Source organism: Herbaspirillum sp. BH-1, assembly GCF_002870055.1.
Classification (GTDB): domain Bacteria; phylum Pseudomonadota; class Gammaproteobacteria; order Burkholderiales; family Burkholderiaceae_D; genus Herbaspirillum; species Herbaspirillum frisingense.
Genome location: NZ_PKOI01000005.1, coordinates 236,655 through 256,790 on the forward strand (window position 1 = coordinate 236,655; position 20,136 = coordinate 256,790).

Here is a 20,136-nt window from a genome sequence, read left to right on the forward strand (position 1 = left end):
AAGCCTCATGCAGTGCGATGGCCGGATGATGCTTGTCAACGATCGTTCTGTAAATTACATTTATATGAACAAATCAATCGATAAAAAAGAACGATGCGACTAGAACAGCTTAATTTCCATCATCTGCGCTATTTCTGGCGCGTCGCCAAGCTCGGCCATTTGACCCGCGCGGCGGAAGAGCTCCATACCTCGCAATCGGCGGTGTCGGCCCAGATTCGTCAGCTGGAAAAGCAGCTGGAAGAAGATCTCTTCATCCGCGAGGGCCGTCGACTGAGCCTGACCGATACCGGTCAACTGGTCTTCACCTATGCCGACAATATCTTCGGCCTGAGCCAGGAAATGCTGGGCCGCCTGGAAGGCCGCTCCGCCGGCATCACCCGGCTGCGGGTGGGCAGCGTGGCGACGCTGTCGCGTAACTATCAGGAAAACTGGCTGAGGCCGATCATGTCGGACGCCAGCGTGTCGCTGACCCTGGAATCGGGCTTGCTGGAGGGCCTGCTGGAGCGCCTGGTGCAACACCAGCTGGACGTGGTCCTGGCCAACGAGACGGTGCCCTCCGACCCGGATCGTCCGCTGCACTGCCGTTTCCTGGGCAGCCAGGCAGTATCGGTGGTGGGCCCGGCGCAGCGCTGGGAAAGCCGCAGCCTGCGTATCCCGCAAGATCTGGAAGGCGTGGATATGGCCCTACCCGGGCCGCGCCACGCACTGCGCATGCAGTTCGACGCCCTGTGCATTTCCAACGACGTGCGCCCCCGCATGCGCGCCGAAGTCGACGACATGGCCATGCTGCGACTGATCGCCCGCGACAGCGGCTGGCTGACCGTCCTGCCGGAAGTGGTGGTGCAGGATGAACTGCGCAACGGCACCCTGGTCGTGGCCGGGCAGACCAGTGAACTGGTCGAAAGCTTCTATGCCATCACCACGCCCCACCATCATCACGCCGAATGGCTAGACAAGCTGCTCGGCCCCGGGCCTGGGCCGCGCGAGGCAGGAAGCGTACCTCCGCCAAGTGAAAATCCATAGATGACTGCTATTGCTGTATTGGCAATGATTGCATTTCATGCATGTGGCTCAATAGCACTGTTGTCATTGGGGTAATAGCGTACACTGGGGCAGTTCAGGATGAGCTTTGTCAAAGCCACCTGCTCCACGATAAGAACGCGGCGGGGAAGATGAGAAAGGCACTTTTCAGGTATCGCAACGAGCTGGTCCGGATCGAGCTCAAATGTCCGGCCAGCCCAGACGGCGGCGCTACAGGCGGCAATGGAAGAACCGGTGTCGGTGGCTGGACCTGGGATCTCTACATCAATGGCGAACTGCAGTTTTGCGGACAAGACGCGCCTTTCGCGTTTGCCGAAGAAGCCATGGCGGCCGCCAGACAGGCCAGTTGTCGGATGATCGATCTGCTGCACGCTGCATCCTGAATCATCCGGGCGAGGACCGCGCCAACACCGGTCCGCCCGCTGCCTCCTTGTGCGACCTCTGCAGCAGTCCTGCCCACCCTCCCGCCTGCAGTCCCGCCTCTTTCTGGCCCCTTTCCTGAAATCCTTGCGTTGTCCGCTTGCGGCCATTATTATATATTTTAATATATTATCTTTTTTGATATTGAAAGCGCATGAGCAACGTAACCCCGCTACGCGCCGATCAGATGCGCCAGGCCGCCGGTGAAGCGGTGACCGCCCTGAAAGTCCTTGCCAACGAAGACCGCCTGCTGCTGATGTGCCAACTGTCGCAGCAGGAGATGTGCGTCAGCGAACTGGAGGAAGCGCTTGATATCCGGCAGCCCACCCTGTCGCAACAATTGGGCGTGCTACGCAACGAGGGCGTGGTTGCTACCCGCCGCGACGGCAAGCGCGTCTACTACCGTGTGGCCGATGAACGGCTGCTGGCGATGCTCGAGCTGATGTACCAACTCTACTGCCCGAAGGAATGAACATGCACATTGCGTGGAACAGTTTTACCCCCGGCGGGGCGCTGGTGGGCGGTATGCTGATCGGGGCCGCTGCCGCCCTGCTGGTGCTTTTCACTGGCCGCATTGCCGGTATCAGCGGCATCGTGGCCGGGCTGCTGCAGCCCCCCTCGCGCGACACCGGCTGGCGCGTCCTGTTCGTGCTGGGACTGTTGCTGGCGCCGCTGCTCTATGGCGCCATCACTGCTCTGCCCGCGGTGCGCATCGACGCCGGCCACCCGCAGGTCGCGCTGGCCGGCTTGCTGGTGGGGGTGGGCACGCGCTACGGTGCCGGCTGCACCAGCGGACATGGCGTCTGTGGCTTGTCCCGCTTTTCTCCGCGGTCGGCAGTTGCCACTGCCAGCTTCATGGGCGCCGGCTTCGTCAGCGTCTACCTGCTGCGCCACCTGGCCGGATTCTGAGTTCACCCTCCATGGATGCAAAGATGAATAACAAAGAGATGCTCGCTGCGCTCGCTGCAGGGGTAGCCGGCCTCCTGTTCGGCCTGGGACTGATCGTCTCCGGCATGGCCGATCCGGCCAAGGTACTCGGCTTCCTTGATCTGGCGGGGGCGTGGGATCCTTCGCTGGCCTTCGTGATGGGTGGAGCGATCGGGGTCGGTGTGATCGCCTTCGCGCGCGCCCGCAAGATGCAGCAATCGCTGCTGGGACAGCCCATGCAACTGCCCGCTGCCACGCGCATTGTCCGGCGCCTGATTCTGGGCAGTCTGCTATTTGGGGTCGGCTGGGGAATCGCCGGCATCTGCCCGGGCCCGGCACTGGTGCTGCTGGGTGAGGGAGAACGGAAAGGGATGGTCTTCGTGGTCGCGATGCTGGCCGGGATGGTGCTGTTCCGATGGCTGGAGAGCAGGTCACGCCACGGCAGTCAGGGCTAAACGTAGAGGTTCATGCCCTCTGCGGGATTTGCACCCGGCCTGCCGCGGCGTCGTGTCGCTGCCGGTCAACTGTGGCCAGCGGCCTGGAACATCCCCAGCAAGGAAACGCCACCGATAAGTGCCACCACCGCAATGGCGGCAACGATTGCGATGGCAGTCTTGGGCTTGCGATCGGACATGATGTTCTCCTTCTGGTGATGGTGCTATGTCAGGCTCTGCAGCCTTTGCTGTGTCAGCGGAAACGAATAGGCGATCCTGCAGCCCAGACTAGCAGAGCGCTAAAACCTGCGGCATCGGCCACTACCGCGAGCGGCCCATCATCCCGTCTGTCATCCTCGTGGGATTGCAGGAAGTCAGCGCCTGTCAGTTCCTTCACCAAGCGTCAAACAAATGCGAATTGCCCTCATTTTCGCTAATTGTCATGGCATTCTCGCCGCCCCACCCCTAGAATCTGCGCCATTCCGACACCTCGCCTACTGCACTGCCATGCCCAGATTCCATCTCGAACATCACAAGGTCGATGCCATTTCCTGGCTGCGTGCCGCCGTCCTGGGTGCCAATGACGGCATCGTCTCTACTGCCAGCCTGCTGGTGGGCGTGGTGGCCGCCAACGCCAGCCACGAAAACGTATTGCTGACGGGCGTGGCTGGCCTGGTGGCTGGAGCCATGTCCATGGCCACCGGCGAATATGTCTCCGTGCATTCCCAGGCCGATGGCGAAAAGGCGGCCTTGAGCCAGGAAAAGGAAGAACTGGCGACCGACCCCGAGGGCGAACATCGCGAGTTGATGGCGATCTACATGCGTCGTGGCCTGAAGCAGGAAACCGCGCACCAGGTAGCGACCCAGTTGATGGCCCACGACGCCCTGGACGCCCATGCCCGCGATGAGCTGGGCATCTCCGAAACCACCACCGCGCGTCCGGTACAGGCTGCGCTGGTCTCGGCGCTGAGTTTCGCGGTGGGCGCAGCCCTGCCGCTGGCCGTGGTATGGCTGGCCCCTGCAGGCGTGCTGCTGGAGGCGATCGTGATCGCTGCCCTGTTGTCGCTGGCGGTGCTGGGCGCGGTCGCGGCCCGGACCGGGGGCGCCAACCTCTGGAAGGGTGCCTTGCGAGTCAGCCTGTGGAGCTCGCTGGCCATGGCCAGCACAGCGGCCATCGGTTCATTCTTTGGCGCGGCTGTCTAGACGGGCCAGCTCGGTCACAGCCAGCCCAGCCATTGCCCCCAGACCAGTCGCCCCAGATAGCGTGAGGGCAGCAGTGTGAAGAGCCCCGCCACCAGACAGGCGCCGACATAGATGCCCTGCATGGTGCGCCGATGCTGGACGATGTCTCCGCGCCTGGCTGCGGTGATGGCGCGATAGAGCCCCACCCCGGTCAACGGCACCAACAGATGCAGGAGCGAAAATCCGCCGACATTGGGCAAGTCATGCGAACGGATGAAGAGCGCTGACAGCGCGGTGCTGACCATGCAGCCCAGCCAGCCATAACCGAGGACGCGATGCCAGCGCGGACGTACCGTGCGCCCCAGGCGGGTCCAGAGGGCGAGCGGACCGATTGCCGCGGCACACAGCGCAGCACTCAGGTGTAGGGTGACGATGGGGGTCGGGGACATGGCGGTTTCCGGTAAAACGATGGACCCGATTGTCACGGCTGTGCCCACGCGTCGCCAGCGTCATGCGACCAGATGCAGATTGCCTTGCCTGAAATGCTGCCAACGGGAGCAGCCGTGCCTCCACCGTTCAGACTACTGCCTTCAGGAACTCGACTGGGGCTCGCGGACTACCTTTCCTCCCCCACCAGCTCCCGCACCCGCCGCGCCAGCACATCGGCTGCGAACGGCTTGGTCAATACCTGCATGCCCCGTTCCAGGTGGCCGTGGTTGAGCACCGCGTTCTCGGCATAACCGGTCACGAACAGCACCGGCAAATCCGGTCGCGGCGCGCGGATGGCGTCGGCCAGTTGGCGGCCATTCATGCCATTGGGCAGGCCGACGTCGGTGATCAGCAGGTCCAGCTCCGGATAGGCTTGCAGCAGCTTCAGGGCCGTCGGGCCGTCTTCGGCCTCCAGCACGCTGTAGCCCAGGTCGGACAGGACCTCCACGGTCACCATGCGCACCAGCGGTTCATCGTCCACCACCAGGATGGTCTTGCTGCCTGGCGCTGCCGTGGCACCGGCTTCGTCCGGCATGAGCAGGTCTTCTTCGCCCGCCTGGCCGTGGTGCCGCGGCAGGTAGATGCAGATCGTGGCGCCCTGGCCCAGTTCGGAATAGATGCGTACCGCACCGCCCGACTGGCCGGCAAAGCCATACACCATGGACAGGCCCAACCCCGTCCCCTGCCCCGTGGGCTTGGTGGTGAAGAAGGGATCAAAGGCACGCGCCACCACGTCCGGCGACATGCCGGTGCCGGTATCGCTCACGCATAGGGACACATACTGGCCCGGCGTCACACCGCGCTGCATGGCCGCCATGTCGTCCAGCCAGCGGTTGGCGGTCTCGATGGTGAGGCGGCCCCCATGCGGCATGGCGTCGCGGGCATTGATGCAGAGGTTGAGCAAGGCGTTTTCCAGTTGACCGACGTCCACGAAGGTATGCCAGAGCCCGCCGGCGGCAATGGTTTCCACCGTGATGGCCGGGCCGACGCTGCGGCCGATCAGTTCGTGCATGTCGGCCACGATGCGATTGAGATCGGCGGGCTTGGGGTCCAGCGTCTGGCGTCGCGAAAACGCCAACAGGCGCTGGGTCAGCGCGGCAGCACGCTTGACGGCGGACTGGGCGCCGTTGAGGTGACGTTCGATGTCGCTGATGCGGCCCTGGGCCATGCGTACCTTCATCAGCTCCAGGCTGCCGCTGATGCCGGCCAGGATATTGTTGAAGTCGTGCGCCAGGCCACCGGTCAGTTGCCCCACCGCTTCCATCTTCTGCGCCTGGCGCAGGGCTTCCTCGGCCTCCAGCAAGGCGGTGGTGCGTTCCTGGACACGCTGTTCCAGGGTCTCATTGAGCGCGCGCAAGGCGGCCAGGGCGCGGTCGCGCTCGGCTTCGACGGCGCGCCGGCCTTCGATATCCATCAACACGCCGGGGAAGGTGCTGGGCACGCCATCCGGGGTGAGTTCGACGCGGCCGTTGGCTTCCAGCCAGTAATAGCGGCCATCGCGTCGACGCGTGCGGTACTGGTGGGCGTAGGTGCCGCCCCGGGCCAGGGTTTCGCGGATGCGGGCCGACAGCAGCTCGCGGTCGTCGGGGTGCACCGCCTCCATGACATCGGCGATGCACAGGCGCGACAGGTCGCGCTCCGGCGCCAGGCCGAAAGCCACGGCAAAGCCCTCGTCGACGTTCAGGCGGTCCGAGGGGATGTCCCAGATCCAGGTGCCGATGATGGCGCCGGCTTCCAGGGCCAGTTGCACGCGCTGGACGTTTTCGCGCAAGGCAGCCTCGGTCCGGCGACGCGCCGTCACGTCCCGGAACAGGACCGAGACCTGGCGCATTTCCACCGGGCCCACGCGCGTGGCGGAGACCTCGATATGACGACCGACAGCCTTGAATTCCTGCTCGAAACGCAGCGGCTGGCCGGTCAGCAGGACCTGTCCATACACATCCAGCCAGACCTGGGCATTCTCGGGCTCGATTTCACGCAGGCGCTTGCCGACGATGCCCTCGATGCCGGTATGACGGTAATAGCCGGAGTTGGCCTCGATGTGGACATAATCGCTCAAGGGGCCATCCGGCCCATCGATGAACTCGATGATGCAAAAACCATCATCGATAGCCTCCAGCAAGGCGTGACGATAGGCACTGCTGAGGGGGCTGTTCCCCTCCATTGCCGGTTGCTGATCCAAAATAATGCCCTTCCTGATCGTACTGTCTTCGTACTGTATTCGTACTTGCCTTCGTACGGGTCGATTGACTGCCTGCGTCCACCCACTTGCGCCGCCACGGTAGAGCTTGGTGGCAAGCTTATCGGAAAGCTTGGCGTCGCGGCCACTTTCCGAGACAAATCCCCTGCCATGACAGGCCAGCTTGCCGCACGTAAAATGGCAGCCTGCCGCTTCCTGGCAGATTCATTCTTGTTGATTGGCTTCTATGACTCAAGGTCTGCCCGAAACGCTCCCGCTGGCGCAAAATATTCCCGCGCGGCTGGATCACCTCGTCCTCAATACCCACTACGACATCGACGTGGCCCATGCCCAACTGCAGGCGCTGGGCTTTACGCTCACCCCGCGCGGCTATCACACACTGGGCTCGGTCAACCATCTGGTGATGTTCCCCGGCGGCTACCTGGAGTTGATCGGCCAGCCCCGCGACAGCGACAAGGTGCGCCAGGAAATCCTGGACAGCCCGCTGGGCCTCGACGGCCTGGTCTATGCGGTGGCCGACGTGCCGGCCTGCCACGACGCCTGGCAGGCACTGGGCCTGGCGGTGCAGCCGGTGCAACACTTCTCGCGGCCGGTGCTGCTGGACGGGGTTGCCACCGATGCCCGTTTTTCCACCGTGCGCCTGATTCCCGGCCAGTTCGCCGCAGGCCGTGTCTACGCCTGCCATCACTTCACGCCGGAACTGGTGTGGCGCCCTGAATGGATGGGCCATGCCAATGGCGTGCAGGGCCTCACCAGCATGCTGGTGACCGATGCCGATCCCGAAGCAACCCGGGCCGCCTATGCCCGCCTGGGGGAATGGGAAGACGGCTTCGCACTCGAATTTGCCGATGCCGCTGGCTTGCAGGCGCGCTTCGGTGCGCTGGCCGCCTATGCACCGCAGCGCCCGGCGGCTTTCGCGGCGCTGCGCTTTGCAGGCGGCGACCTCGCGCGCATCAGCGCTGGGGCCCAAGCCCTGGGGCTGCCGCTGCACCAGGAGCCGCAACGGCTGGTGGTGGCCCTGCCGGCATTCCAGGCGCTGTTCGAATTCCAGGCCTAGCGCAGTTGCAGGCTAACGTGCGTCGGCCGCAGCATGCGGGGCGCAATCGTCGGGTATCTTCTCGCCGGGGGTGATCAGCGGAATCACCGCTGCCACCGGTGCCACCAGCGCCAGGGCGGCGGCCGCGCCGGCCCGTGCAGCCAGGCCTTCCTTGCTGGCACCGATGTCGGGCTTGGCGAAACTGCCCCGCACATACAAGGGGGTGCGCAGCGACAGGATGCGAACCTGCTTGGTGCGCGGATAGACGTTCAGTGCCAGCTTTTCCTGTCCCAGATCGACTTGGCCGGTGATGTCGATGGCCGCGTCCTCGGTATTGAGGATGCCGTGCAGGACCTGCGCCACGCCCTCCTTGATCGTCACGTCGGCGGCGCCGCACAGCAGTTTGACCTGCTGGTCGCGGTACATCTTGGCAAAGACTGCGTTGGCCAGGTTCAGACCGGCAGCTTCCAGGATGAACTGGCTGATGGTGCCCTGGCTCAGATCGGCCTTGATCCGCCCGTCGGCGCTGGCCAGCATGGCGGCGACCGAGTTGCCGCTGCCGTTGAGGCTGGCCTGGCCGTCCAGCTTGCCGAAGCTGGCGTCGATCCTGGCCAGTTTCGGAAACAGCTGGCGCACCTGCACCCCATGCAGGTTCACTTGCAAGCTTGAACGGATGTCGTTCTGGCGGCCATCGAGCGTGACTTCGCCGTCCCCCTTGCCACCGGCCATGGCAAATTGCAGGGGCGCGACGGTTAGCACTTGGTCCTTCAGCCGCAGGGTGGTGCTGGCGTCCTGCCAGTCCAGCCCACCATGCAATTGCACGCGACTGGCCTTGAGTTCGATGTCGGCATCCAGCCTGGCCCAGCGCTGCGGCTGCGCCGGGCGTTCGGGCAGCACACGATCCTGGCGCTTGCCTTCGCTTTTACCCTCTTTTTTGCCCTCTTTCTGCTTGGCACCGGCGGCCGGCACGTAATCCTCCAGCCGCAACAGATCGGCGTGCGCGGTCACGCTCAGGTGGTTCTTGGGCGGACCGCGGTAGTAATGGGCGTCCCCGGCGAAATCACTCTCACCGACCTTGCCGGTGAAGCGTTCATAGCGCCAGTCCCAGGCCTTGGTGGCGTTATCACGATCGGTTCTGCCCGCGCCCGCGGCCTCAGCCCGCTGGATGGTCAGGCTGCCCTGGGTGCTGAACGCACGCGTGGCCGGCAGGGGAACGCCGCTGGCGGCATAGAGCCGGTCGAGGCTGTCGCCACTCAGGCGGATCTGCAGGTCGGCACGCCGCAGTTGATGAGGATTGACGAGATTGCCGCTGATCACGGTGTGGACTTCGCCCACGTCGCCCTGCGCCTGCAGGGGATAGACGCTGCCCTCGTTGAGCAGGTCGGGCAAGGGGCCGCCGCGCAATTGGCCCTGTATGTCAGCCTCACCGTAGCGGCCCGATACCGCTGCCTGCAGGACCAGTCCAGGCGGGCTGTCGCTGCCCTCGGCGGTGCGCATGGCGGCCGCACTCAGGGGGCGGGCGTCGAAGCGCAGGTCCAGGTCCAGCGGCTGGTCCACATAGCGGATCTGGGCATGGTCGAAGACGATCTGGTGGATGTCGAAGCTCCAGCGCGAACGTGGCTGGTCGGAGAAGCGCCAGTTCTTGCGGCGCTCGTCGGCCCGTTCCATGACCAGGTCCAGGCCGGTCACATGCATGTCGGTGATATGCCAGTGCCAATGCAACAGCGGGAGCGGGGAAAAATGCAGGTCCAGCAGACTGGCCCGGACCAGATGATCGGCGCTCTGCGCCCAGTCCGGGTTCCCGATCTGCAGGTCGCGCGCGGTAAAGTGCAGTTGCGGCAGCCAGGATCTGTCGCTTTGGGGTGTGGCCGGGGCCAGCGACCAGGACAGGCTGATCGGGCCATCGACCCGTATTTCCCGGGCCAGCATGGTGGAGAGCTGGCGACTGATCCAGGGCTTGGCCAGGTTCCAGTCGAACAGCGCCACCAGCAGGGCCAGCAAGGCGGCCAGCGCCACCAGCGCGGTCACGCACCAGGTCAGCAGGCGGCCCAGCCTGGCCAGCATTGGCCTTCCAGGCAGCCTTACCGGGTGCACGCGCATCTCCGCCCTCCTTCACTTTGCATGGTTCTGTCCTGACCGCTTAGGTTTCATCCAAACGCGACAGTATCAGCTGTAGGACCGTTGCTGGCTATAGGAGAAGCGGCCGGCCGCTTGTCAGAGGGATGGCAGGCCCAGGGCTCAGAACACCACGCCGGAACCCAGGATGATGTTGGCGTAGGGGGTGCATTCGCCGGTGCGGATCAAGGCCTTGGCGCGGGCACTCTGGCGCTTGAAGTCTTCATGCGGGACGCTGCGCCTGCCGGCCAGTCCCAGCGCTTCGACCTGGGCGGCCAGAGCGGGACTGACGGTCTGCATTTCGTCGGCGACGACGTGGAATTCGACCTGCAGTTCGCTCAGCACCGTCTGCAGCACGGTCATGAAGTCCGGCACGCCGCGCGTGACCGCAAGGTCGATCACAGGGACGCCGGCCGGTGCCGGCAAGCCGACGTCGCCGATGACCAGGGTGTCGCCATGGCCCATGGTGGCAATCAGCTGGGAGATGGCGGCGTTGAGCAAGGCGGTCTTTTTCATGGCATTCCTGGCAGAGAAATCAAATGATCAGAGCACGACTTCGTCGCGTGTCGGGATGGAGGTCTGGGCACCGATGCGCGTCACGCTCAGGGCAGCAGCGGCCTGGGCGTAGGCGATGGCGTCGAACGGGTCGCGCCCCTGGGCGATGGCGCCGATGAAGCCGCCGATGAAGGTATCGCCTGCAGCCGTGGTATCGACCGCCTGCACCTTGCGCGCCGGCAGATGGTCTAGCCGGCCATCGGCGAAGGCGCCGTAGACGCCCTTCTCACCCAGGGTGACCACCACATTGCGGGCGCCCAGCGCATGCAGGCGCGCGGCCAGTTGCGGGATGTCGTCGGAGTTGGCCACGGTACGCTCTTCGGCCAACATGGCGGCTTCGATCTCATTGAGGATCAGGTAATCGACCTTCTGCAGCAGTTCGCGAGGCAGTGCCTGGGCCGGCGCCGGGTTCAGCACCACGGTCTTGCCCAGGGAGTGGGCCAGCTCGATGGCGTGGATCACGGTGGGGATGGGGACTTCCAGTTGCAGCAGCACGATGGAGGCCTGTTCGATCAACGGGCGGGCGCGTTCGATGCGTTCCACGTCCAGGCGGCCATTGGCGCCGGCGGCGATGACGATGCTGTTCTGAGCGTTGGCATCGACCATGATGGAGGCAATGCCGGTGGCTTCGCCTGCCACCTCGTCGAGGTAGCGGTCATCGATGCCGCAGGCGGTAATGGACTGGCGCATCTGGGCGCCGAAGGCATCGTCGCCCACGCAGGCCACCATGGCCACGGCGGTACCGGGTGCGGCCAGGCGGGCGCAGGCCACGGCCTGGTTGGCGCCTTTGCCGCCGGGGATGGTCATGAATTTGTCGCCCGCCAGGGTTTCTCCCGGCATGGGCATGCGGGGCACGCGTAAAACCAGGTCCATGTTGACGCTGCCGATGATGACGATCATGTGCTTTCTCTTATCTCTTGATCTTGTTGTCGAACGGGGCGGTCGAGCCCCGCAGTTGCAATTGTGGCGCCACCGTCTCGCGGCGCGCCGGCAGGTCAGGGTCGGCGATGCGTTCCAGCAGGAACTGCGCCGTCAGGTTGCCCAGCCTGCGGGTGTTCTGGGCCACCGTGGTCAGGGGCGGATGAACGAACTGGGCCAGTTCGATGTCATCGAAGCCGACCACCGAAAGCTGGCCCGGCACGTCGATCTGCAATTCGCCCGCGGCACGCAGCACGCCGATGGCCATCATGTCGTTGCAGCAGAAGATGGCGTCGGGACGCGCATCGGCGGGACGCTCCTGCAGCAGTCGCATGGCCGCCTGGTAGCCGCCGATGCCGCTGAAGTCGGCATGCAGCAGGTCATTGGGCGCAAGCTTGCCACCGCCCTCTTCCAGCGTCTGGCGGAAACCCTGCACTCGCTCGTCGGACAGGTCCAGCCCCTGCGGGCCGGCGATGCAGGCCACGTGGCGCCGCTTCAGGTCCAGCAGATGACGGGCTGCCAGGCTGCCGCCGAGGGCGTTGTCGGTGCTGACCAGATCGATGTCCAGTTCCCTCGGCGCTCGGTCCAGCAGCACGGTGGGGATGTCCAGCTTGCCGGCCGGGTTCAGGTCGGACTGGTTCAGCGTGGCGAGGATGAGGCCGTCGCAGCGCTTGGTCTGCAAGACCAGCAGATAGTCGCGCTGCTTGGCCGGGTCATCGTCGGAATTGCACAGGATGACGCTGTAGCCGGCGCCATAGCAGTGATCCTCGATGCCCCGCGCCAGCTCCGAAAAGTACGGGTTGGTGTTGTTGGGGATGATCAGGCCGATACTGCCGGTGACCTTGCTGCGCAGCGAACGCGCCAGCGCACTGGGCACGTAGTCCAGTTCCTTGACCGCGGCCAGCACGCGCTCCTTGGCCTCCGGACTGACCGGGCGGGTCTGGTTGAGCACGTGCGAGACCGTGGTGTAGGACACCCCGGCCAGCCTGGCGACATCCTTGATGGTAGACATGGCGTGGGTGCTGCCGTCAGCGAGCGTGGCGCTGGCCACGACGACGATAGGTGTCCAGGATCACGGCCACCACGATGACCGCGCCGGTGATGATGCGCTTCATCGGCTCGCTCACGCCTACCTGCGCCAGGCCGGCTTCCAGTACCGAAATGATCAGCACGCCGATGAAGGTGCTGACGATGGAGCCACGCCCGCCCATGAGGCTGGTGCCGCCGATGACCACGGCGGCGATCACCTGCAGCTCCATGCCCACGCCGCCGTTGGGATCGGCCGCTTCCAGGCGCGACACCTGGAACAGCGCCGCGATGCCGGCCAGCCCGCCCATCAGGGCGAAGGCCAGGATCTTGCTGGGGTTGGGATTGACCCCCGACAGGCGCACCGCTTCTTCGTTGGTGCCGATACCGATCCAGTAACGCCCCAGCACGGTCCGCGTGAGCACCAGTTGCGCAATGATGACGATGGCGATGGCCGAGAGGAAGGCCGGCGACATGCCAAACAGCACTGGCGAGCTGATCACGTCCACGGCGCTGCCGATGTATTCGGTGCGCGAGTTGGTGACCTGGTAGGCCAGGCCGCGGGCGATTTCCAGCACGCCCAGCGAAACGATGAAGGACGGAATGCGCCAGTGCACCGACACCAGCCCGGTCAGCGTGCCGCACAGGGCCGCTACCACCACGCCCAGGGGGGCGGCGGCGTACAGCGGCCAGCCCCAGCGCACCATGGCCATGGACAGCATGGAGGCCGCCAGCGCCATCACCGAGCCGACCGACAGGTCGATACCGCCGATGATGAGGATGAAGGTCATGCCCACCGACATCACCACCAGCGGCGGGATGTCATTGGAGAGCGTGATGAAGGTGGCCGCACTGAGGAAGTTTTCGCTCAGGAAGGCGAACATCACGCACATCGCCAACAGCGCGGCGATGAGGCCCAGGTAGTTCTTGAAACCGGCCAGGTAGGCCGCTTGCCGGCTGGCGGCAGGAGTGGAGGTAGAGGAAGTTTGCATCTGTCTCGTCAATTCTTGGCAGTTGAAGTTCTGGCTGGGCGCAGGCGGCCCGCTCAGGCCGTGTTGCCGGCCACATGGGCCGCTTCGGCGGCTTCCTGGCGTCCGACATAGCCACTGAAGGCAGCCGCCAGGATGCGCTCCTGCGACCAGTCGTCACGGCTGAAGGTGTCGGCGATGCGGCCGGCGCTCATGACGGCGATGCGGTCGCAGATCTGCATCAGTTCGCGCAGGTCGCTGGAGACCACCAGCAGGCCCTTGCCCTGTGCCGCCAGTTCGGCGAAGAGGCGGTAGATATCGGACTTGGCGCCGATGTCGATGCCCCGGGTGGGCTCGTCGAAGAGCATGATCGGGCAATCGCGGTACAGCCAGCGTGCGATCACCACCTTCTGCTGGTTGCCACCGGAGAGTTCACCGGCAGCCTGCGCCACGCCGGCACTGCGGATGCGCAGTTTCTTCACATAGTCGCGGGCGACGTCGGCTTCGGCCGCGTGATCCAGCATGCCACCCCGGCTGACCCGGCCCAGGTGGGCCAGCGACGTATTCACGCTGATGGCTTGCGGCAGCAGCAGGCCCTGCCCTTTGCGGTCTTCGGTGACCATGGCGATGCCGGCCTTGACCGCGTCCTTGGGACTGCGGATGCGGGCCGGTTGCTGGCCGTCGCCGATGAAGACTTCACCCTGGTCGGCGCGATCGGCGCCGAAGATCAGGCGCAGCAGTTCGGTGCGGCCCGAGCCGATCAGCCCGGCGACGCCCAGCACCTCGCCGGCATGCAGGGCAAAGCTGGCCGGCTGTACCACGCCGGCCCGACCCAGCCCGCGCACGCGCAGCAGGGGCGCGCCGATGCGGCGATGGCCGGCGTCCAGATCGACCTTGGTCAGTTCGCCGGCCATCAGTTGCACCAGTTGCTCGGTGGAGTAACGGCCGATGTCGTCATTGCAGACCAGCTTGCCGTCACGCAGCACCACGATACGGTCGGCGATGCGTTTCAGTTCTTCCAGCCGGTGCGAGATGTAGATGATGGCCACGCCTTCGGCGCGCAGGCGCTCGATGCGCCAGAACAGCAGTTCCACCTCGCGGTTGGTCAGCATGGCCGTGGGTTCGTCCAGGATCAGGCAACGGCAGCTGCCGATCAGGTTGCGGGCGATCTCGACCATCTGCTGATGGCCCAGACCCAGGTCGCCGACCGGCGTCCACGGGTCCAGTTCGCCCAGGCCGACCACTTCCATCTGGGTACGGGCGGCCTCGGCCAGCTTCTTGCGGTCGATCCAGCCGAAGCGACGCGGCAGCTTTTCCAGGAACAGGTTTTCGGCAATCGACAGCGTGGGGATCAGGTTCAGTTCCTGCATCACCATGCGGATGCCCAGCGCCTCGGCCTGGGTGCGCGACACCGGTTGATAGGCTTGGCCATCCAGGGTCATCTGGCCGGCACTGGCATCGACCAGGCCGCAGATGATCTTGGACAGCGTACTCTTGCCGGCACCGTTTTCGCCGGTCAGGGCCAGCACCTGGCCTGGATGCAGATCCAGGTCGATGCCGTCCAGTACCGGTGCGGCATAGCTCTTGCCGATGCCGGACAGGGTCAGCAAGGCGGCGGTTCGGGAGGGGGAGTCGTTGGGCTGCATGGGTCTTTGGCGCGCATGGAGCGGCGGCAGAAAGGACGATGAGAAAGCAAAGGCCTGCGCCGCAGAACGGGCGCAGGTACCTTGCAAGTGAGGCGCGGGGGGCTGCACTAGCGCACCAGTGCAGGCCTGCGCCGCGCTTGCCGCCAGCTTACTTGGTGACCAGCGAGACCTTGGTCTCGACCACGCCACCCAGGGCGCTTTGCGGCTTCTTCTCGGAAACCGCCTTCAGGGCGGTTTCGATGCCGAACACGGCCTGCTGCTGGGCGAACTGGTCGACAGTGGCCAGCACGCGGCCATCCTTCAACATCGGCTTGATGGCGTTGATGTTGTCGTAGCCGACCAGTTGCACCTTGCCGGTCTTGCCGGCGGCGCGGATGGCGGCCACGGCGCCCAGCGCCATGTTGTCGTTGCCGGCCAGGATGGCCTTGATGTCCGGATGGGCGTTCAGGATGGAGGCGGCGACCTTGTTACCCTGGTCGATTTCCCATTGGCCGGACTGCACGGTCACCACGTTGGCGCCGACGTCTTTCATGGCATCCTGGAAGCCCAGGGTGCGCTGCTGCGCGTTGAAGGTGGTGGAGACGCCTTCGATGATGGCGACCTTGTCACCCTTCTGCAGTTGCTTGCCCAGGAAATCGCCGGCCAGCTTGGCGCCCTTGCGGTTGTCCGGGCCGACGAAAGGCACGGTGATGCCCTTTTCCTTCAGCGCCGCGTCATCAAGCTTGTTATCGATGTTGACCACGATGATGCCGGCGTCGATGGCTTTCTTGACCACCGGGACCAGGGCCTTCGAGTCGGCCGGGGCGATGACCAGGGCGTTGACCTTGGAGACGATCATCTGCTCGACGATCTTGATCTGGTTGGCGGTGTCCTGCTCATCCTTGATGCCGTTGGCGATCAGGTCGAACTTGCCGGCATTGGCCTTCTGGTATTCGCGGGCGCCGTTTTCCATGTTCAGGAAGAACTCGTTGGCCAGCGACTTCATGACCAGTGCCACCTTGGGCTTGGCCGGGGTCTGCGCCAGGGCGGCGCCGGGGAGGACTGCACAAGCCAGGGTAGCAATGGCGAAATGGCGGCGGGTGAATTTGTTCATCTGGGTCTCCAGTATTGATGTTGCCGGCGTTTCCTAGAAGATAGACGCCGTTATCGTTGCGCAAACGTTTGCGCGAGTTGGAGAATAGCACCGCAAAATAAGAAAATAAAGCTGCAGTGCAGCTTTTTTTTTCATTTTGCGGGGACGACAACGGAAGGTCGAGGAAGGGCTGGATACCTCACCCAGCGTGGCCCTGCGCGCAGTTGGAGCGCAGTCGGAGGGCCAATGCATACGGCGGGAAGCGCCGGCATGGCACCTCCCGCCGTGATGAAAGTACGGAGGAACTGCAGATACGAAATTCAGGCAGCCGAGCGGTGACCAGCGCAGCACCGTCCCCATGTCCAGGCCCCTGCCCGGGATGGAAGACGACATGCTTCAGGCCGGCGACTGGTTTTACACTCGCGTCTGCGTTTCAGGCGGGTGCTGCATGTTGCACGCAACCCGCCGACTGCGCCGCACCGGATCGAGGCCGGCGCGCGCCCTGGCAATCCTGTACGAGGATCAGTGACCGAAATGGGTACGGCGCCAGACGTAAGCACCAAAGGCGCAACTGCCGATCACCACATACAAGGCATACCACGCCAGCATCTGGCCACCATAGGCCATCAACATTTCCATCAGGTTCATGTCTGTCTCCTCTGATATGACTGCTGCGCTGTTATTCGCGCAGCTTATCGTCCCAAGGGATGAAAATGTCGAAACAACAACATCCCCCACTTGCTGCGGGCCTTGCTGTCACCCGAAAACGGCCCGGCGCCCTTCCACGCCGCGCCGATAAAGGCCCGTGCAAATATCTTCCTACTGCCAAATGATGATGTAAAGAATCCATTATTCCGCGCAGCAGCATTTGGCGCCCGCCCTGCCCTGCATCAATGGAACCAAGCAATAGTGCGCATTCTCACGGATGAGCACATAAGCCCATTGCAGGGCGGATATGCACTAACGGTGTGCAAAAACTTAATTTTTGATCAATCTTTTGCGTTGCAAAACCGAAAGTTGTGGAATAGTCGCCAAACGACGACGTGATGCGAATTTTATGCGGGATTGGGATGCTTTTAGGCGGCATCCGCCCTGCTTGCCGCCCCGACATGTCACGATGACCTGATGTTCACACCGCTTATATCTTGCGCCACAACACCAGCGTTCCGCACAGGCCCGCCAGGATGGAGCCGCCCAACACGCCGAGCTTGAGCTTGGCTTCGAAATCGGCGCCCAGGCCCTGGAAGGCCAGGCCACCGATGAACAGGCTCATGGTGAAACCGATCCCGCACAGCATGCACACGCCGATGAACTGGCCCGTGCTGGCGCCGGCCGGTGCATCGGCCAGGCCGCTGCGCACCATCAGCCAGGCGGCGCCGAAGACGCCGATGGTCTTGCCCAGCACAAGGCCGGCGGCAATCCCCAGCGGAATCGGCTCGAACAGGCTGCCCAGCGACATCCCCTGCAGCGAAACGCCGGCATTGGCAAAGGCGAACATCGGCAACACCAGGAACGCCACCCAAGGGTGGAGCCCGTGTTCCAGTGCGCCGGCCAGCGGCTGCTCGTCGGCATCGCGCATGGGAATGGCCAGCGCTGTCACCACCCCGGCCAGCGTGGCATGGATGCCAGACTTGAGTACGCAGACCCAGATCACCAGGCCCACCAGCAGATAGACGTTGGCGCGGCGCACGCCGCTGCGATTGAGCAGCACCAGCACCAGCGTGCCCACGCCGGCGCCGGCCAGCATGCCCAGTGAGAGGTTGTCGGTATAGAACAGGGCGATGACCACGATGGCGCCCAGATCGTCGATGATGGCCACGGCCGTCAGGAACACCTTGAGCGAAGTCGGTACCCGTGAGCCCAGCAGCATGACGATGCCGATGGCAAACGCGATATCGGTGGCGGCCGGGATGGCCCAGCCGCGCAAGGCGACCGGGTCGCCGAGATTGATCAGGGCATAGATCGCGGCCGGCACGACCATGCCGCCCAGGGCCGCGGCAGCGGGCAGGATGGCCTTCTTGCGCGAGGCCAGTTCGCCTTCCACGAATTCGCGCTTGATCTCCAGCCCGACCAGGAAGAAGAACACCGCCATCCACAAATCATTGACCCACAGCAGCAAGGGCTTGGACAAGACCACCAGCCCGCCGATATCGACTGTCCCCTGAATCCGCGTGAAACCCTCGTAAGCCTGACGCCAGCCGCTGTTGCTGACCACCAACGCCAGTACGGCGGCAATGGCGAGCACGATGCCACCGGCCGCTTCATGCGCGAAGAATCGGGTAAAGGCGTTACCGCCCTGGGATTGGTGAGGGGTGTGGGCCAATGGCTGCTCCTTGTTGTCGTTTCATGAACCAGGCCAGACTGTAACAAGGCAGCGACCATTCTCCAAGTCTTGACGATGGCGGGGACGGCTCCCACCGGTACATCAGGAACAAACAAAATGAACAAAAAAAAGGGCCGTCCCTCTCCACAGGAACGGCCCGACCCTCCACACCACAAACCTTATACGGGGCGCCCCGCTACAGGGACGCGCCTTGATGGATCAACGGAACACCAGGACCGGCACCTTGCTGCGCGCCAGCAGCTTCTGCGTCTGGCTGCCCATGAGCAGCCGACCCAGCGTCGAGCGCGCCTTGGAGGCCATGAAGATGGCGTCGCAGTGTTCGCGTTCGGCCACGCGCATGATTTCCTCGTAGGGGCGGCCGCCCTGGGCCACCTGCACCGAGCAGGGAACGCCCTGCTCGCGCGCCATTTCAGTGATCATTTCCACGCTGGCCATGGCACGTGCGCGGCCGGCTTCGTCGGTACGGGCCACATCTACGCCTACGCTGACTTCGGGGATGGACAGTGCTCGCAGATTGCCGGCCACCGACAGCCCCACCAGATTGCTGCCGCAGCTTTTCGCCAGTGCGATGGCCGCCTTCACGGACTCGTTACACAGACGGGAACCATCGGTTGCCAGCAGTATGTTCTTGAACATGATGACCTCAGGGGGTGACAGGAATGACGTCGGACTCGTTGTGCATTTCGCCTTGCGTATTGCGTATTGCGTATTGCGTATTGCGGCGTATTGCGTATTGCGTATTGCGTATTGCGTATTGCGTATTGCGTCGAGCTCGTATGACTGCATACTAAGGCCGCGCCATCTGAAGCGACTTGACATGCATCAAGCGCCACGGGCTCGCCAGGCCCGTCGTGCGCGCATTTGCGCTGGATCAAACGGCGCCCTGCCCGGGAGCTGCGGATGCAAAAACGGCCTGCGCAATGGCAGGCCGTCCGCTGGCATCCAGGGCGCTCGTCTATGTCGGACGAAATGCCAGGAAACGCTCTACCAGTCGCTGCAGCACCGGCTTGAGCTGGCCGGCCAGGGTGTCATCCAGGGCGTACGGGGCCTCTTCCTGCATATAGCTGCGCTGGGCCAGTTCCAGCTGCATGGCGTGGACCTGCTGCGCCGGCTGTCCATAGTGGCGCGTGATATAGCCGCCCTTGAAGCGGCCATTGAGCACCGCCGGATAGTGCGGTGCCAGTTGCTGCGCCAGCGCCAGCAGATCCTCGCCCAGGCCCGGCGCGCAGGCCGCACCACTGGCGTTGCCGAAATTGAAGACCGGCAGTTCGCCCTCAAACAGGTGCGGGATGAGCGAACGGATCGAATGCGCATCCCACAGCAAGGCATAACCATGGATGGCCTTGAGCCGCGCCAGCTCGCCCTGCAGGGCGGCGTGATAGGGATGCCAGTAGATCTGCAGGCGGCGCGCGATCTCGGCCTCATCCGGCTCGCAGCCGGGACGATACAGGGCGACGTTGTCGAAGGTGGTCAAGGGGCACAGGCCCGTGGTGTTCTGCCCCGGATACAGGCTCTGCCCATCGGCCGGGCGGTTCAGGTCGATGGTGTAGCGCGAGTGGAAAGGTCGCAGCACCGAAACGCCCAGGGTACTGGCGAAGTCATAGAGCTCGGCGATGTGCCAGTCGGTATCGTCAACCTGCAGGCCGGTCTCGCTGAAGGACGATTGCAGGTCCTGCGGCAATTGCGTGCCGACGTGCGGCATGGAAATCAGCAAGGGGGTGCTGCCCTGATGCAACTGGTAGATATCGTTCGACATGGTTTCT

General features: G+C 64.2%; 20 protein-coding genes. 6 read left to right on the forward strand and 14 right to left on the reverse strand.

Going from position 1 to position 20,136, the window contains the following annotated elements:
• Positions 1-93: 93 nt before the first annotated feature.
• On the forward strand, positions 94-1,023 hold the full coding sequence (locus tag HBH1_RS09360) for a LysR family transcriptional regulator (RefSeq protein ID WP_102662520.1): 930 nt from the start codon (positions 94-96) through the stop codon (positions 1,021-1,023).
• A 35-nt stretch (positions 1,024-1,058) separates the two neighbouring features.
• On the opposite strand, the gene HBH1_RS25085 is transcribed toward HBH1_RS09360, so the two are convergent.
• Positions 1,059-1,412: a hypothetical protein gene (locus HBH1_RS25085; protein ID WP_158243287.1), complete on the reverse strand. Its 354-nt coding sequence runs from the start codon at positions 1,410-1,412 to the stop codon at positions 1,059-1,061.
• Positions 1,413-1,615: 203 nt separating this feature from the next.
• Between HBH1_RS25085 and HBH1_RS09370 the strand changes: the two genes are divergently transcribed.
• The 4 genes from HBH1_RS09370 to HBH1_RS09385 all read left to right on the forward strand — a co-directional run bounded on the left by HBH1_RS09370 (position 1,616) and on the right by HBH1_RS09385 (position 4,025).
• Positions 1,616-1,933, forward strand: a complete 318-nt coding sequence (locus tag HBH1_RS09370) for an ArsR/SmtB family transcription factor (protein ID WP_102662521.1) — start codon at positions 1,616-1,618, stop codon at positions 1,931-1,933.
• 2 nt (positions 1,934-1,935) lie between these two features.
• On the forward strand, positions 1,936-2,370 hold the full coding sequence (locus HBH1_RS09375; RefSeq protein ID WP_102662522.1) for a YeeE/YedE family protein: 435 nt from the start codon (positions 1,936-1,938) through the stop codon (positions 2,368-2,370).
• Between the two features lie 23 nt (positions 2,371-2,393).
• Positions 2,394-2,843 carry a YeeE/YedE family protein gene (locus tag HBH1_RS09380; RefSeq protein WP_233207575.1) on the forward strand — a complete coding sequence of 150 codons (450 nt, stop codon included), beginning with the start codon at positions 2,394-2,396 and terminating at the stop codon, positions 2,841-2,843.
• A gap of 486 nt (positions 2,844-3,329) precedes the next feature.
• Positions 3,330-4,025, forward strand: a complete 696-nt coding sequence (locus HBH1_RS09385) for a VIT1/CCC1 transporter family protein (RefSeq protein WP_102662524.1) — start codon at positions 3,330-3,332, stop codon at positions 4,023-4,025.
• 14 nt (positions 4,026-4,039) lie between these two features.
• Here HBH1_RS09385 and HBH1_RS09390 read toward each other — a convergent pair whose 3' ends face one another.
• Positions 4,040-4,453 carry a DUF2306 domain-containing protein gene (locus HBH1_RS09390; RefSeq protein WP_102662525.1) on the reverse strand — a complete coding sequence of 138 codons (414 nt, stop codon included), beginning with the start codon at positions 4,451-4,453 and terminating at the stop codon, positions 4,040-4,042.
• Positions 4,454-4,620: 167 nt separating this feature from the next.
• Entirely contained in the window at positions 4,621-6,657 is a 2,037-nt protein-coding gene (locus HBH1_RS09395) for a hybrid sensor histidine kinase/response regulator (protein ID WP_102662526.1), read from the reverse strand.
• 262 nt (positions 6,658-6,919) lie between these two features.
• On the opposite strand from HBH1_RS09395, the gene HBH1_RS09400 reads away from it, so the two are divergent.
• A complete protein-coding gene (locus tag HBH1_RS09400) occupies positions 6,920-7,750 on the forward strand; it encodes a VOC family protein (RefSeq protein WP_102662527.1) in 831 nt (276 codons plus the stop codon).
• 12 nt (positions 7,751-7,762) lie between these two features.
• Here the strand turns inward: HBH1_RS09400 and HBH1_RS09405 are convergent, their stop codons facing one another.
• From HBH1_RS09405 to hutG, 11 genes are all read right to left on the reverse strand, one after another.
• Positions 7,763-9,793 carry an AsmA family protein gene (locus tag HBH1_RS09405; protein ID WP_166757908.1) on the reverse strand — a complete coding sequence of 677 codons (2,031 nt, stop codon included), beginning with the start codon at positions 9,791-9,793 and terminating at the stop codon, positions 7,763-7,765.
• Positions 9,794-9,967: 174 nt separating this feature from the next.
• On the reverse strand, positions 9,968-10,360 hold the full coding sequence (rbsD, locus tag HBH1_RS09410; RefSeq protein ID WP_102662529.1) for a D-ribose pyranase: 393 nt from the start codon (positions 10,358-10,360) through the stop codon (positions 9,968-9,970).
• Positions 10,361-10,387: 27 nt separating this feature from the next.
• Positions 10,388-11,299, reverse strand: a complete 912-nt coding sequence (rbsK, locus tag HBH1_RS09415; RefSeq protein ID WP_102662530.1) for a ribokinase — start codon at positions 11,297-11,299, stop codon at positions 10,388-10,390.
• Between the two features lie 10 nt (positions 11,300-11,309).
• The gene (locus tag HBH1_RS09420) at positions 11,310-12,329 is read right to left on the reverse strand and encodes a LacI family DNA-binding transcriptional regulator (protein ID WP_102662607.1); all 1,020 of its coding nucleotides are present in this window, start codon (positions 12,327-12,329) and stop codon (positions 11,310-11,312) included.
• 16 nt (positions 12,330-12,345) lie between these two features.
• Entirely contained in the window at positions 12,346-13,335 is a 990-nt protein-coding gene (locus tag HBH1_RS09425) for an ABC transporter permease (protein ID WP_006464841.1), read from the reverse strand.
• 53 nt (positions 13,336-13,388) lie between these two features.
• Complete coding sequence (locus HBH1_RS09430) at positions 13,389-14,957, reverse strand: sugar ABC transporter ATP-binding protein (RefSeq protein WP_102662531.1); 1,569 nt, start codon at positions 14,955-14,957, stop codon at positions 13,389-13,391.
• 148 nt (positions 14,958-15,105) lie between these two features.
• Positions 15,106-16,050 (reverse strand): sugar ABC transporter substrate-binding protein, encoded by a 945-nt coding sequence (locus tag HBH1_RS09435; RefSeq protein ID WP_102662532.1) that lies wholly within the window; start codon positions 16,048-16,050, stop codon positions 15,106-15,108.
• 501 nt (positions 16,051-16,551) lie between these two features.
• Entirely contained in the window at positions 16,552-16,677 is a 126-nt protein-coding gene (locus HBH1_RS25565; protein WP_255411877.1) for a hypothetical protein, read from the reverse strand.
• 490 nt (positions 16,678-17,167) lie between these two features.
• Positions 17,168-18,352: a Na+/H+ antiporter NhaA gene (gene nhaA, locus HBH1_RS09440; RefSeq protein WP_102662533.1), complete on the reverse strand. Its 1,185-nt coding sequence runs from the start codon at positions 18,350-18,352 to the stop codon at positions 17,168-17,170.
• 219 nt (positions 18,353-18,571) lie between these two features.
• Positions 18,572-19,009 carry a universal stress protein gene (locus HBH1_RS09445; RefSeq protein ID WP_006464846.1) on the reverse strand — a complete coding sequence of 146 codons (438 nt, stop codon included), beginning with the start codon at positions 19,007-19,009 and terminating at the stop codon, positions 18,572-18,574.
• A gap of 319 nt (positions 19,010-19,328) precedes the next feature.
• Positions 19,329-20,129 carry an N-formylglutamate deformylase gene (gene hutG, locus HBH1_RS09450; protein ID WP_006464847.1) on the reverse strand — a complete coding sequence of 267 codons (801 nt, stop codon included), beginning with the start codon at positions 20,127-20,129 and terminating at the stop codon, positions 19,329-19,331.
• Positions 20,130-20,136 lie beyond the last annotated feature (7 nt).

Bases quoted from the DNA above. Each gene is read 5' to 3' on its own strand.
- rbsK (WP_102662530.1), bottom strand. From the start codon at position 11,299: ATGATCGTCATCATCGGCAGCGTCAACATGGACCTGGTTTTACGCGTG.
- HBH1_RS09395 (WP_102662526.1), bottom strand. From the start codon at position 6,657: ATGGAGGGGAACAGCCCCCTCAGCAGTGCCTATCGTCACGCCTTGCTG.
- HBH1_RS09390 (WP_102662525.1), bottom strand. From the start codon at position 4,453: ATGTCCCCGACCCCCATCGTCACCCTACACCTGAGTGCTGCGCTGTGT.
- hutG (WP_006464847.1), bottom strand. From the start codon at position 20,129: ATGTCGAACGATATCTACCAGTTGCATCAGGGCAGCACCCCCTTGCTG.
- HBH1_RS09435 (WP_102662532.1), bottom strand. From the start codon at position 16,050: ATGAACAAATTCACCCGCCGCCATTTCGCCATTGCTACCCTGGCTTGT.
- HBH1_RS09370 (WP_102662521.1), top strand. From the start codon at position 1,616: ATGAGCAACGTAACCCCGCTACGCGCCGATCAGATGCGCCAGGCCGCC.
- HBH1_RS09425 (WP_006464841.1), bottom strand. From the start codon at position 13,335: ATGCAAACTTCCTCTACCTCCACTCCTGCCGCCAGCCGGCAAGCGGCC.
- HBH1_RS09430 (WP_102662531.1), bottom strand. From the start codon at position 14,957: ATGCAGCCCAACGACTCCCCCTCCCGAACCGCCGCCTTGCTGACCCTG.
- rbsD (WP_102662529.1), bottom strand. From the start codon at position 10,360: ATGAAAAAGACCGCCTTGCTCAACGCCGCCATCTCCCAGCTGATTGCC.
- HBH1_RS09400 (WP_102662527.1), top strand. From the start codon at position 6,920: ATGACTCAAGGTCTGCCCGAAACGCTCCCGCTGGCGCAAAATATTCCC.
- HBH1_RS09385 (WP_102662524.1), top strand. From the start codon at position 3,330: ATGCCCAGATTCCATCTCGAACATCACAAGGTCGATGCCATTTCCTGG.
- HBH1_RS25565 (WP_255411877.1), bottom strand. From the start codon at position 16,677: ATGAACCTGATGGAAATGTTGATGGCCTATGGTGGCCAGATGCTGGCG.
- HBH1_RS09360 (WP_102662520.1), top strand. From the start codon at position 94: ATGCGACTAGAACAGCTTAATTTCCATCATCTGCGCTATTTCTGGCGC.
- HBH1_RS09375 (WP_102662522.1), top strand. From the start codon at position 1,936: ATGCACATTGCGTGGAACAGTTTTACCCCCGGCGGGGCGCTGGTGGGC.
- HBH1_RS09380 (WP_233207575.1), top strand. From the start codon at position 2,394: ATGAATAACAAAGAGATGCTCGCTGCGCTCGCTGCAGGGGTAGCCGGC.
- HBH1_RS09405 (WP_166757908.1), bottom strand. From the start codon at position 9,793: ATGCTGGCCAGGCTGGGCCGCCTGCTGACCTGGTGCGTGACCGCGCTG.
- HBH1_RS09445 (WP_006464846.1), bottom strand. From the start codon at position 19,009: ATGTTCAAGAACATACTGCTGGCAACCGATGGTTCCCGTCTGTGTAAC.
- HBH1_RS09420 (WP_102662607.1), bottom strand. From the start codon at position 12,329: ATGTCTACCATCAAGGATGTCGCCAGGCTGGCCGGGGTGTCCTACACC.